This is a genomic window from Paenibacillus litoralis, assembly GCF_046244365.1.
GTDB lineage: Bacteria > Bacillota > Bacilli > Paenibacillales > NBRC-103111 > Paenibacillus_V.
In genome coordinates this window covers 1,030,701-1,043,736 of sequence record NZ_CP176395.1, presented here as the reverse complement: position 1 = coordinate 1,043,736, position 13,036 = coordinate 1,030,701, and the positions used below count along the sequence as shown (strand labels likewise).

9 protein-coding genes are annotated in these 13,036 nt (G+C 54.1%); 8 read left to right on the top strand and 1 reads right to left on the bottom strand.

The window, feature by feature from the left end; genetic code table 11:
- Positions 1–6: 6 nt before the first annotated feature.
- Positions 7–372 carry a response regulator transcription factor gene (locus tag ACKGJP_RS04400; RefSeq protein ID WP_409344473.1) on the top strand — a complete coding sequence of 122 codons (366 nt, stop codon included), beginning with the start codon at positions 7–9 and terminating at the stop codon, positions 370–372.
- The gene (locus tag ACKGJP_RS04395) at positions 365–3,217 is read left to right on the top strand and encodes an ATP-binding protein (RefSeq protein WP_409344472.1); all 2,853 of its coding nucleotides are present in this window, start codon (positions 365–367) and stop codon (positions 3,215–3,217) included. Before ACKGJP_RS04400 ends, ACKGJP_RS04395 begins: the two co-directional genes overlap by 8 nt.
- A gap of 97 nt (positions 3,218–3,314) precedes the next feature.
- Here the strand turns inward: ACKGJP_RS04395 and ACKGJP_RS04390 are convergent, their stop codons facing one another.
- Positions 3,315–4,181: an AraC family transcriptional regulator gene (locus ACKGJP_RS04390; protein WP_409344471.1), complete on the bottom strand. Its 867-nt coding sequence runs from the start codon at positions 4,179–4,181 to the stop codon at positions 3,315–3,317.
- 240 nt (positions 4,182–4,421) lie between these two features.
- Between ACKGJP_RS04390 and ACKGJP_RS04385 the strand changes: the two genes are divergently transcribed.
- The 6 genes from ACKGJP_RS04385 (at position 4,422) to opp4C (ending at position 12,551) form a co-directional block, all read left to right on the top strand.
- Complete coding sequence (locus ACKGJP_RS04385) at positions 4,422–6,395, top strand: beta-galactosidase trimerization domain-containing protein (protein ID WP_409344470.1); 1,974 nt, start codon at positions 4,422–4,424, stop codon at positions 6,393–6,395.
- A gap of 457 nt (positions 6,396–6,852) precedes the next feature.
- Positions 6,853–7,830 carry an ABC transporter ATP-binding protein gene (locus ACKGJP_RS04380; RefSeq protein WP_409347070.1) on the top strand — a complete coding sequence of 326 codons (978 nt, stop codon included), beginning with the start codon at positions 6,853–6,855 and terminating at the stop codon, positions 7,828–7,830.
- A 125-nt stretch (positions 7,831–7,955) separates the two neighbouring features.
- Positions 7,956–8,912 carry an ABC transporter ATP-binding protein gene (locus ACKGJP_RS04375; RefSeq protein ID WP_409344469.1) on the top strand — a complete coding sequence of 319 codons (957 nt, stop codon included), beginning with the start codon at positions 7,956–7,958 and terminating at the stop codon, positions 8,910–8,912.
- Between the two features lie 25 nt (positions 8,913–8,937).
- Positions 8,938–10,599 carry a peptide-binding protein gene (locus ACKGJP_RS04370; protein ID WP_409344468.1) on the top strand — a complete coding sequence of 554 codons (1,662 nt, stop codon included), beginning with the start codon at positions 8,938–8,940 and terminating at the stop codon, positions 10,597–10,599.
- A 102-nt stretch (positions 10,600–10,701) separates the two neighbouring features.
- Positions 10,702–11,673 carry an ABC transporter permease gene (locus ACKGJP_RS04365; RefSeq protein ID WP_409344467.1) on the top strand — a complete coding sequence of 324 codons (972 nt, stop codon included), beginning with the start codon at positions 10,702–10,704 and terminating at the stop codon, positions 11,671–11,673.
- Between the two features lie 5 nt (positions 11,674–11,678).
- Positions 11,679–12,551 (top strand): oligopeptide ABC transporter permease, encoded by an 873-nt coding sequence (gene opp4C, locus ACKGJP_RS04360; RefSeq protein ID WP_409344466.1) that lies wholly within the window; start codon positions 11,679–11,681, stop codon positions 12,549–12,551.
- Positions 12,552–13,036 lie beyond the last annotated feature (485 nt).

Here is a 13,036-nt window from a genome sequence, read left to right as displayed (position 1 = left end):
ACCACAATGGCTACTATACTACTGGCGGAGGACGAAGCCGTCCTGCGCATGCTGATTACCGATACGCTGGAAGACGAGGGCTATGAAATCGACGTCGCATGCGACGGCCAAGAAGCGCTTGCCCTGATTCAGAAGAACGACTATCGTCTTCTTATCCTCGACTACATGATGCCGAAGATGACCGGACTCGAAGTCATCCCGCATGTGCGCGGGATGCCGGACCGCAAGCACGCCAAAATCTTGATGCTTTCCGCCAAAACGCAGCAAGCGGAGCAGGATCGCGTCATGGCTGCTGGCGCCGACGACTTCATGCCGAAGCCGTTCAGCCCCATGGAGCTTGCGCGCAGAGTGGGGGAGCTGCTGAATGCTTAGCGTATTCAAACGCATCAGCCAAAGCTTCAACCGCCGAATTACGGCCATGATGCTCATTTTTCTTGCCCTTGTATTCATCGGAGGCGGAGTCGTATCCTGGTCGTTCTACGGGACGGTCAGCCAGTATCAAGCGGACATCGAGGCCTCCGATCAGAAGCAGGAGCTGGTGGATGCGATTGCGAAACACGCCAATCAAATTATTTTTCGCGCGCGCGCCTATTACGTATTCCTGAGCTCCAAAGAGTACGACGAGCTTTTCAAGGAAAAGCTTCTACTCGAGCAATCGCTGGCAAGCTTCAAGCAGCTCCCGCTGAGCGGCGAGGAAAAGGAACTGGGCGATTCGATCACCAGTTTCTATCAGACGTATTTCAGCGAATCGTTCCCGAGAGCGGCCGCTCTCGCGGAGAAGAACGATTATGCCGCGCTTCGCACGTATCAGTCGAACGGCGTTATCACCGAAGTCGAACGCATGCTGGATTATGCCGAACGGTACAGGCTCGAAGGCAACGCGGCGCATAAACGGCTAAACAAGCAGTTGATGAGCAGCTTGTCCTCGCAGGCCGTCGTTTTTTTTGCTTTTATCGGCGGCGTACTGCTGATTGCCCTCGCCGCTCTGCAGCGCATGGCCAAGGACGTAGGAACCCCGTTAAGCAAACTGACGGATGCCGCAGACCGGATCGCCCAAGGGGAGTTCATCGATATTGAGCCGCTGTCCCGCAAAGACGAAATCGGCCGTTTATCCCGCTCTTTTCAATATATGGTGGTTCAAATCAACAGCAAGGAAGAGGAGCTGCTGGCGCAAAACGAGGAGCTGCAAGCCCAGCAGGCGGAGCTTCAAATGCAGCAGGACGAGCTCCAGCACGCCATAGTCAAAATGGAGGAGAACGAGCGGTATCTGGAGCGCAGAAACCGGCTTATCCTCTCGCTCTCCAATACGCTGGACAAGCAGGAGCTGCTGTCCAGCATCATCAGAACGACCGTGGAAGTGGCGGAAGCGGATAAAGGACTCATCATCCTGCTGAACAACGAACGGGATTTCGCATCGTTCGGCATTTCGGAACGAATGGCGAAGCAGAGCGTCGAACAGCTTGAGGACGGTCCGATCGTCCGGGTGCTCGAAACGAAGCAAACGTATGTGCTTGCGCGTACCAGCACTCCCGCCGAGCAGAGCTATCATACGGAGGCTTGCCGGTCTTACGACATCCTCGTTCCTATATTGAACGGTCAAGACATCCCTGTCGCTTGCATGATGCTGACGCGCATCGGAAGAGCCTTTACGAAGCAGGAAGAAGCCGAGATGGCGGGCATGGCAAGACAAATGTCGCTTGCGTTCGAAAAGCTGGACATGTTCGAAGAAACCGAGAAGCAGAGGCTGCTTAACCAAAACATGCTGAACACGATCCAGGAAGGCGTTCATCTGGTCGACCGCCAAGGCAATACGGTGCAAATCAACCGCATGATGGCCGACATCTGGGGATTGTCAAGCGACGGCGGGCTGCACGGAGCCGCTTTCGAAATTGTCGAGGCCAAGCTTGCCGAACGCGTAAAGGACAGCGTCGCCCTTCTTCGTTTCGTCCAGGACCGGATTCACGACCGCGGCAGCTCATCCGCCAAAAGCATGATCTATGAAATAGAGGGGCCGGCTCCCCGAATCATTCGGGTCTACCATGAGCCGCTATACAGCGGAACGGAACGATTCGGCACGCTGTTCGTGCACCGCGACATTACAAGCGAGTACGAAGTGGATCAGATGAAATCCGAATTCGTAAGCACGGTAAGCCATGAGCTGCGGACGCCGCTCGCCAGCGTGCTCGGGTTTACGGAGCTGCTGTTGCATAAAGAGCTGAAGCCGGAAAGACAGCGCAAATATTTGACGACCATTCATCAGGAAGCACAGCGGTTAACCGGACTCATCAACGATTTCCTCGATTTGCAGCGTATGGAATCAGGCAAGCAAAATTATGCCTTTCAGTCGGTCGAACTGCCTCCGATTATCGAAAGCGTCATCGAGCTTCAGCATGTGGATGCTTCGCTTCACCGCTTTGCAATCGAATGGCAAGCCGAACACTCCGTCGTATGGGGAGACCCTGACAAAATCAAACAAGTATTCATGAATCTGCTCGGGAATGCGGTTAAATACTCGCCGAACGGTGGTCTTATCCAAATCGTTTGCAAGCAGTCCGGCAACGATCTTGTAATCAGCCTCTCGGACGAAGGGCTCGGGATTCCGGATGAAGCCGTGTCCAAGCTCTTCAGCAAGTTTTACCGGATAGACAACAGCGACCGCCGCGAGATCGGGGGGACCGGGCTGGGGCTTGCGATCGTCAAGGAAATTATGCTTGCGCATCAAGGCGAAATCGCCGTTGCATCCGAGTATGGGAAAGGCAGCACCTTCTCTCTGCGATTCCCTCTCCCCGCCGCACAGCAGCCGGCCGATTCGCATGCCGACGACAGCCGGCCGGACGATATTCGCGTACTGATTATCGAAGACGACTATCATCTGTCCGAACTGCTTCAGGTAGAGCTTGTCGAGCAAGGCTTCCGCGTCTTTTCCTACGCGAACGGTGATGAGGCGCTTCAGCATTTGGAACATATTCGGCCTGACGTCGTCGTGGTGGATATCATTCTCAAGAACAGCATCGACGGCTGGACGATCGTAAGCGAAATGAAACGGGACGACCGTTACAGCCGCATCCCGATCTTCATCTCCAGCGCCTTCGAGGAAAAGGAAAAAGGCGCCGAGTTCGGCGCAGAAGGCTATTTGATCAAACCTTACCACCCCCACCTGCTGTCGGAAGCGATCTTCCAGACGATACGAGGCGGGGAGAAAAAGGAGCAAGCTTAACCGGCTTCTTCTAAAAGCAGCCACGCATGACCGCCGTACGATACCCTGGGCAGGGTGTCGGATGGCGGTTTCTTGCATTTCGGCGCATTACGCATCGTCACTGCAAGTGCCTCCGCTCCCGGTATTTTCCCGGCGTCATACCTGTCGTCCTTCGGAACAGCCGGATCAAATAATTCGCACTGTCGAAGCCGGTTTGCTCGGCGATTTCCTGAACGGACAACGACGTATTTTCAAGCAGCGACTTGGCCTTGCCGATACGCAACCTATGGACATATTGCAGCGGTGTCATCCCGGTATATTTCTTTAGACAGCGCGTCATATAGTCGAATTGAAAATGGAGCGCCTCCTCCATCTCGTTCGCGCGAAAAGGCTGTGATCCAAGCTGAAGCAAATAATCCATCGCGAGCTTGCAAACGACCTCCGGGCGCGATACCTCTCGCATATGGACAGCATCCTGCAGCAGGATCAGCAGTTCTGTCAGCAAAGCATGTACTTGAAGGGCATGCTCGAGCACAAAGGACTGATGGAGCTCGATCAGCTTATCTATCACCGCCGTCATCGGGGTGAGCTCGACGCGGGCGAATTTGGGAATATACATAAACTGTTCCGAAGGACTAACGTCGAAATCGGTCCCTTTCCGAAGAACGGACGGCCATGAGATTCGATCTCCGGGCAGCCTTCGTACAGGAGCCGGATGGACGAAGTGAACCCAATATACCTCGGTCGTTTCCGTGGAGGGCAAATGCCCGAAATGTGTTCGGTTCGGCTCCAGTACGAGCATATGTCCCGCCTGAACAGCGAATTCGCGTCCTTCCTCCGTCATATACAGCGCACCGCTTTTTACAAAGAGCACATCGTATACGTCAAACGTTCGCGTAAAATGTTGCATCCCCGGTTTCCATTCGGCATGTCCCACCGTGATGAATTGCGGAAGCGGCGGAATGCGCAGCTCTAAGCACTCCATTCCTCCCTTCACCTCCATTGATTTCTTGTTTTCCGATACTTCTATTGTACATGGTGGGAAGTCGATATCGTGCTATTTTATATCGTTTTCGTGCCTGTTCGTCTCCTTGCCGAAAAGCTATCTTGAAGAAGAGCGCTTTCGACCTGCCGTAAGGATATTCGTACCGTGCTTAGGAGCTATAACGCGAGGTCCGGGCGGCGGGATGGCAGAGCAGCGACAAAAGCAAAGGAGCGGTAATGCATGCGTTTCAGACAAGTTCACCTCGACTTTCATACATCGGAAGCAATTCCAGGCATCGGCTCGCACTTCGACAAAAAGCAATTTCAAGACATGCTCAAGTTAGGTTACGTGGACTCGATTACCGTATTCTCCAAGTGCCATCATGGCTGGTCGTATCATCCGACGAAAACGAACGTCATGCATCCCGGCCTTTCGTTCGATTTACTGGGGGCGATGATCGAAGCTGCGCATGAAATCGGCGTCAATACGCCGGTATACCTATCGGCGGGACTTGACGAGAAAACGGCGGTTCAGCATCCCGAGTGGCTGATGCGCAGCAAAGAAGACCGCACGAACTGGGTGGGCGATTTTCTGACGCCGGGCTATCATCAGTTCTGCTTGAATACGCCATACTTGGATCAATTGATCGCGCAGGTGGAAGAGGTAACCGCAAACTACGACGCGGACGGCATCTTCCTGGACATCGTCGGAGTTCGCGAATGCTACTGTCATACGTGCATCGCCCAAATCCGCAGCGAAGGCGGCGATCCTCGCGATGCGGAAACGGTCCGTGCGCTCGGAGAACGCACCTATGCGAATTATACGAACCGGGTAAAGCAGGCGGTCGAAGCGATCAAACCCGGCCTTCCCATCTTCCACAACGGCGGACATATCCGACGCGGCCGGCGCGATCTTGCGCATATGAACACTCATCTCGAGCTCGAATCGCTGCCAACCGGCGGCTGGGGCTACGACCACTTTCCGCTATCGGCGCGATATGCCCAATCGCTCGGCATGGATTTTCTCGGCATGACCGGCAAATTTCATACGACATGGGGCGAATTCGGCGGCTACAAGCATCCGAATGCGCTGCGTTACGAAACGGCGCTCAGCATCGCGAACGGGGCTTGCTGCTCGATCGGCGATCAGCTTCACCCGGAAGGGCTGATGGACGAAGCGACCTACGCGCTGATCGGAGCCGCTTACCGCGAGGTTGCGGAGAAAGAGGCATGGTGCGTCGGCGTTCGAAATCTGGCCGATGTAGCACTGCTATCCGTCGAAGCGGTCGCGTTGCCGGAAGCGCAAGGTCATGCCAAAACGGGCGAGGCGGATGCCGGCGCCGTTCGGATGCTGCTCGAAGGAAACATCCTGTTCGACGTCGTCGATATGGAAGCCGATTTCAGTAGCTATAGAGTCGTCGTTCTGCCGGATGCCATTCCCATAGACGAAGCGCTCAAACAGAAGCTGGTGAGCTTCGGCGCTCAGGGCGGCAAGTTGCTGGTTACCGGCCGCTCCGGTCTTACACCGGAAGGAGATGCCTTCGCGATCGACCTCGGTGTGCGGAAGCTTTCGGACAATCCGTATCAACCGGACTATTACCGTCCGAACGAGGCGCTCCCATCACTCGGTTCGGCCGCGTTCATCATGTACGGCCAAGGACAGCGCATCGAGCTTGCGGGCGGTACAGCCCTTGGTTACCGCGAGGATCCGTACTTTAACCGGGATGCATTCGCCTTCTGCTCGCATCAGCATACGCCGAACAGCGCGCGCAGCGGAGGTCCCGGCATGGTGGAATCCGCAACCGGTATCTACATCGCGTGGGATCTGTTTACCGATTACGCAAAGAAGGGTAGTCTTGCGTTAAAGGAAATCGCGCTTTACGCGCTGCGCCGATTGCTGCCTGAGGCAACGCTTAGCTCCTCCTTGCCGGCTCAAGGCATCGTTACCCTGCAGGAGCAGCCTCAAGAGCAGCGCTATGTGAACCACCTTTTGTACGCTACACCCGTTAGACGCGGCACGAATATCGAAGTAATCGAAGACATCCTGCCGATCTACGACGTGAGCGTGGAGCTGCGTCTGCTGCATCCCGTCCGTCATGTCTATTTGGCGCCGCAAATGACTCCGATTCCGTTCGAGCAAACGGACGGAGCCGTCCGCTACTCCGTGCCGAAGCTGGAATGCCATCAAATGGTCGTACTGGATTACGAAGCATAAGCAAAGCAATAAACCGCACAAGCAAGTGGCTGCGCATCGCAAACCTCTGTGTGCTTGAAGCGCCGCAAAATCCCGGGCAGATCTGTCCGGGATTTTTTGTGATGTTTGCATGAAAATCGCTGCCAATTTATGCTCGGAATTCCAATACTCTTTGATTGCGAAAACTTCAACAAATCGAGTAAAATACTATTCCTAAGTTTCAACATTAAATGTTTATATTTTACATTTTTGCCATCATGAAAACCGTTTCATTTACCATTTCCGAAACAATTATTGTAATTAAATGTTATTTGAATTCACTGTTTCTTCGTGTTAACACTTGAAAACACTGACTCTTTAACGTTTTTATCTACCAAAGGTTTAAAACGTTGATTGGCTAAAGCAAGGAAAAATCGGGTTTACATTCTGGTAATTTGTATGTATTATGAAGTCTGTTGACTTTGCGTACTTTACCGAAATGAAGGTGAGCCGCTTGAATGAAGCCCTATTGGAAGTAAGATCGCTGCGGACAGTCTTTAAAGACAAGAAGAGCGAAAAAACGATTGTAGACGGAATCGACTTTGAAATCAAGCCGAATGAAGTCGTCGCCCTAGTCGGAGAATCCGGCTGCGGCAAAAGTATGACCTCTTTATCCATCATGCAGCTGTTGCCCCGTTCGGGTGAAATAGCCGGAGGCGAAGTGCGGTTCCGCGGTCGCAACCTGCTCGAGCTTAATAAACGGGAAATGTCTCAAATTCGCGGGCAAAACATTTCCATGATTTTTCAGGAGCCGATGACCTCGCTCAATCCAGTATTAACCATTGGTACCCAGATGACAGAGGCCATCATTCGACATACGAAAGCTCAAAAACTGGAAGCGGTTTCAATTGCGGACGAGTGGCTGCGCCGCGTCGGGTTCCCTGATCCTGCACGGATTCGCAAGGAATACCCGCACCGTCTGTCCGGCGGCATGCGGCAACGGGTCATGCTGGCAATGGCTATGACGCTAAAGCCCGAGCTGCTGATCGCCGACGAGCCGACGACCGCTTTAGACGTGACCATCCAGGCGCAAGTGCTGGATTTGATGCGCGATCTGGTGAAGGAAACGAAAATGTCCGTGTTATTCATTACGCATGATCTTGGCGTCGTAGCCGAAATGGCCTCCCGGGTCATCGTCATGTACGCCGGGCAAATCGTCGAAACGGCAGATGTGCGCACGCTGTTCACCCAGCCGACGCATCCGTATACGAAGGGACTGTTGAACTCCACGCCCCGTATGCACGGCAGCATCGGCAAGCTCTCCCCGATTCCGGGCTCCGTGCCTCCGGCCGGTTCGTTCCCGTCAGGGTGCCGGTTTGCCGCACGTTGTCCGATGGCGAAGCCGGAATGCCGCGAGCAAACGCCGGAGCTGCGCACGATCGGTAACGGGCACCAAGTCCGCTGCATCTTGGTCTAATCATGGGTGAGGGGCTGCTCGTCCGTAAAGCATAGGATTCCGTAGAAGACGGGAGCGTATGCCTGACGGATGAACGGCAGCCCACATCACCCTTCTGAATCGTTCAACAAAGGGGGACAGGGAACGTGAAAGCTCCGCTTCTTGAAGTAAAAGACCTCCGGAAGCATTTTCCGATCGGAGGCAACAGCAAGAATGGCGTCGTCAAAGCCGTCGACGGCGTCAATTTGATAGTACACGAGGGAGAAACGCTTGGTATCGTCGGGGAATCCGGCTGCGGAAAGTCGACGGTCGGAAGGCTTATTTTGCGTTTGCTTGATTTGACCAGTGGTGAAATCCGCTTTAACGGCGTCGATCTCGGCAGCATGAATCAACGCCAGCTACGTCCGCTTCGCAAAGATCTGCAATGCGTGTTCCAAGATCCGTTCGCTTCGCTGAATCCGCGGATGTCCGTCGGAAGCGCGATAGCCGAGCCGATGTACCTGCAAGCCGGCCTAAGCCGGGCCGAAGCTTACAAGCGTGCGGAGGATCTGCTCGAAACCGTCGGGCTGAGCCGCCAAGCTGCCGCTCTGTATCCCCATGAATTTTCCGGCGGTCAGCGCCAGCGTATCGCTATCGCCAGGGCGGTTTCGGTCAAGCCGAAGCTGATCGTAGCCGATGAGGCCGTTTCGGCCCTCGACGTATCGATTCAAGCTCAAATCGTCAATCTGCTCGGCGACCTGCAAGCCCAAACGAAGGTCTCCTACTTGTTCATTTCTCATAACCTTAGCATCGTCCGGCACATTTCGGACCGTGTCGCGGTCATGTATTTGGGCCGCGTCGTCGAAACGGCGACCCGCGACCAGTTGTTCGACAGCCCGAAGCATCCGTATACGCAGGCGCTTCTGTCTTCCGTGCCTGAACCCGATGTAGATCAAAAACGGGAGCGCATCGTGCTAAGCGGCGAAGTCCCGAACGCGGCCAATCCGCCTTCCGGCTGCGCTTTCCATCCGCGCTGCCCGCATGCGACCGAACGCTGCAAAATCGAGCAGCCTGCATTTCGCGAAGTGGAGCCGGGGCATTTTGCCTCGTGCCATTTCATATAAAAAGCTTCAAGAGAGGGGAAACACAATGTCCAGAACTTCTTTTGGCAAAGTTACAACCGTAGCGCTTGCCGCCGTTATGTCCACCAGCTTGTTCTTGTCCGCTTGCGGATCGAGCAGCTCGGACAACAAAACCGATGCATCCGCTTCGCCAAGCGCTTCGACCGCACCTAAAGGGGAAAAAGTAGACGGCGGAGAAATCACCACCGCTTACCTAGGCGATCCTCAAGGCTTTATTCGCTTCTGGGCTACGACGGTAACTTCGACCGAAGTGATCGATCTTGTATTCAGCAGCTTATACGATTTCAACGAAAAGCAAGATATCGTTCCTGACCTGGCTGTCGGCCAACCGACATTCTCGGAAGACAAGCTCTCCATGACCGTTAAAATCCGCACGGACGCCAAGTTCTCCGACGGCAAGCCGGTAACGGCTGACGACGTCGTATTTACTTACAACATCCCGCTGAACCCTGACTACAAAGGGCCGCGCAAAGGCACATTCGAGAAAGTGACGAAAGTCGAGAAAGTGGACGATTCCACAGTCAAGTTCTCGTTCAAAGAACCGCATGCCGGCTATATCGATATGATGATCTACAACATCCTGCCGCAGCACTTGCTGAAAGACGTAGCGGTGAAAGACATGGACAAATCGGAATTTTTCAAAAAGCCGATCGGTTCCGGTCCTTACAAGCTGGATGAGTGGAAGCAAGGACAATACTTGAAATTCAGCCGTGTAGATTCCTACTTCGGCGGCAAACCGGCGATCGAGAAAGTGAACGCCAAAATCGTAGCCGACGCCAACGCTATGATGGCTCAGCTGCAAACCGGCGAAATCAACGTCGTTTCCGTACCTGCGGACCAACTGGCGGCGATCGAGCAATTCACGAAGACGTCTCCGGACAAAATCCAGCTGCAAAAAGGCATCAAAGCTTCCACTTACTCGTTCGTAGCGTGGAACCTGAACAACCCGCTGTTCCAAGACAAAAAAGTTCGCCAAGCGCTCTCCACGGCCATCGACCGCCAAGGCATCATCGACGGCGTTGCCGAAGGTCAAGGCGTTATCGTGAACAGCCAAACGCCTCCGACATACTGGAACTACACCGACAGCGTGCCTAAGTTCAACTATGACATAGAAAAAGCGAAAAAACTGTTTGCGGAAGCCGGCTGGAAAGACACGGACGGCGACGGCATCCTCGACAAAGACGGCAAAAAGTTCGAATTCGAAATGCAAAACATTCAAGGCAACAAGGTTCGTGAAAAAGCGATGACCGTTATTCAGCAGCAGCTGAAAAAAGTCGGCGTAGTCGTCAACACTCGTCTGTTCGAAGCATCCGCCTTCTCGAAAAACTTCCAAGGCAAAAACTTCGAATCGATCTACTACGCTTGGAGCATTTCCGGCGACCCGAATCCGAAAGGCATTTGGCACTCCGCAGAAATCGCAACCGGCCTGAACACCGTGTCTTACAAAAACGCGGAAGTGGACAAGCTGATCGACGAAGACTTGATGCAATTCGACAAAAACAAACGTAAAGAGCTGCTTGGCAAAGTCGACGCTCTGATCGCGGAAGACCAACCGTACACGTTCCTCTACTCGCCTACGGTAACGATGGCTTACCCGGCTAAACTCGCAGGCTTCAACCCTCAGCGCGACAGCCTGAAAGAAGTAGAGAAATGGTACTTTACGAAGTAATCCAATGATCTCCCGCTGGAGCAGGGCGTTAACCCCGTCCTGCCCGGCAGGGAATCTCAAGCACCCGCGAGGTGTTATTTTTAAGGAAAGAAGTGAAATCCGTTGGTCCTCTACGCATTTCGGCGTCTGTTGAACGCCATTCCGATATTGATCGGCATCACGATCATTTCGTTCATCTTTGTCCATATGGCTCCCGGCGGACCGCTTTCACAAATCGCGGAGGATCCGACGATCAAGGCCGTGGACAAGGAGAACCTGATCAAAGCCTACGGCTTGGACAAACCGCTTACGACGCAGTACTGGGATATGATCAGCGGCATGGTGCAGGGGGACTTCGGCACTTCTTTCTTCAAGAACGAACCGGTCTCCAAAGTCATTCTGGACCGCCTGCCTAACACGCTGCTGCTAACGGTTACAAGCTTTATCATTGCTATGCTGATCGGCATACCGATAGGAATCATATGCGCGCTTAAACCGAATTCGCGGTTTGATCAGATCGTTTCCGGCATTACGTTTGCAGGCATATCTTTGCCTACCTTCTGGCTGGCTATTCTTCTGATCATGTTTTTCGCCGTTAAACTCGGCTGGCTGCCTTCCGGCGGTCTCAAATCGCTCAATGGGGACTTCAGTCTTGCCGACCGCATCAAGCATCTGATTTTGCCGATGATCACGATGGCCGTGGGCGAGCTTGCGGTATGGACCCGTTATATCCGGTCCAGCATGATGGAGATCGTCAACCAAGATTACATGCGGACGGCAAGAGCGAAGGGGCTCAAAAGCAGCCGTATTCTCGTGCTGCACGGCTTCCGCAACGCGCTCATTCCGCTCGCCACCCTGTTCGGGCTAGCGATACCGTCGTTCTTCGGCGGCGCGCTCTTTACCGAAACGGTTTTCTCGATTCCCGGCATGGGGCGGCTCTTTACCGAGGCGGCGTTCCAGCGGGATTATCCGATCATTTTTGCCATCAACACGATCGTCGCTTTCTTAACCGTGTTCGGCAACATTATAGCCGACGTGCTTATTGCGGCTCTTGATCCGCGCGTCAGCCTCGGCAACAAAGAAGTGAAGGTGTGAGAACGATGAACGTAGCTCTTTCCAATACGAGTCCGGTAGTGAAGGCTCCCAAGAACCGCGCATGGGAACGTTTCAAAAGGAACAAGCTGGCGGTCGTCGGTCTGTGCATCCTGATCGTCTTCATTCTGCTTGCCTTGCTGGCGCCGGTCATCGCCCCGCACGATCCTGCCGAGCAGGATCTGCTGCAAAAGCTGAAGCCGCCGAGCGCGGATCACTGGCTTGGGACGGACGACCTCGGTCGCGACTTATTCAGCCGCACCTTGTACGGTGCGCGGGTTTCGCTGGCGGTCGGTATATTTGCCGTCGTGTTCAACTTGATTATCGGCATCGTGGTCGGCTCGCTGGCCGGTTACTACGGCGGCAAAGTGGACAGCGTACTGATGCGCATCGTCGACATCATGCTTACGTTCCCGCAGTTGTTCGTTCTGATTACCGTCGTCACGCTGCTGAAGCCGAGCTTGACCAATATCATCATCGTACTCATCGTATTCGGATGGATGACCAAAGCCCGCTTGCTGCGCGGCCAAATCCTTTCGATGAAAAACCGCGAGTTCGTTGATGCGGCTCGTACGATCGGGATGTCCGACTTCCGGATCATCTTTAAGCACGTGCTTCCTAATGCGATCGCGCCCGTCATCGTTTCCGCCACCCTTCAAATGGGCGGCATGATCTTGGCGGAGTCCTCGCTCAGCTTCCTCGGTCTCGGCATTCAGCCGCCGACGGCAAGCTGGGGGAACATGCTGCAGGGTGCCTACAACATGACTGTCATGCTGAAAGCGCCGTGGGTGGCCATCGTTCCCGGCTGCATGATCTTCCTGACGATCCTAAGCTTCAACTTCGTCGGAGACGGCTTGCGGAACGCGTTCGACTCCCGCTAAGCCATCGGTGCCGGGAGGCACGCCAAAACGCCCCGGATTCTCCTTATGGGAGGTCCGGGGCGTTTTATTTTTTTGGTATTGGCGGAAGAAGCGCCGTGGAGTCGGAGGAAAGATTAAACGCCGTTAAGCTTTTATTGGCAAGGACATCGTCCGGCCGGTTAGGCGACGCTAGAGGCTTCTAATTTGCCGATTTCTCGAAAAGAGCCTGGATTAGACGACGCCAAAGGCTCCTATTCGCACGAAAATCGCCAGCAACCGGCCGTTCGAGGCAATTAGGCGACGCTCGAGGCTTCTAATTTGCCGATTTCTCGAAAAAGGCCCGGATTAGACGACGCCAAAGGCTCCTATTCGCACGAAAATCGCCAGCAACAGGCCGTTCGAGGTAATTAGGCGACGCTCGAGGCTTCTAATTTGCCGATTTCTCGAAAAAGCCCGGATTAGACGACGCCAAAGGCTCCTATTCGCACGAAAATCGCCAGCAATCG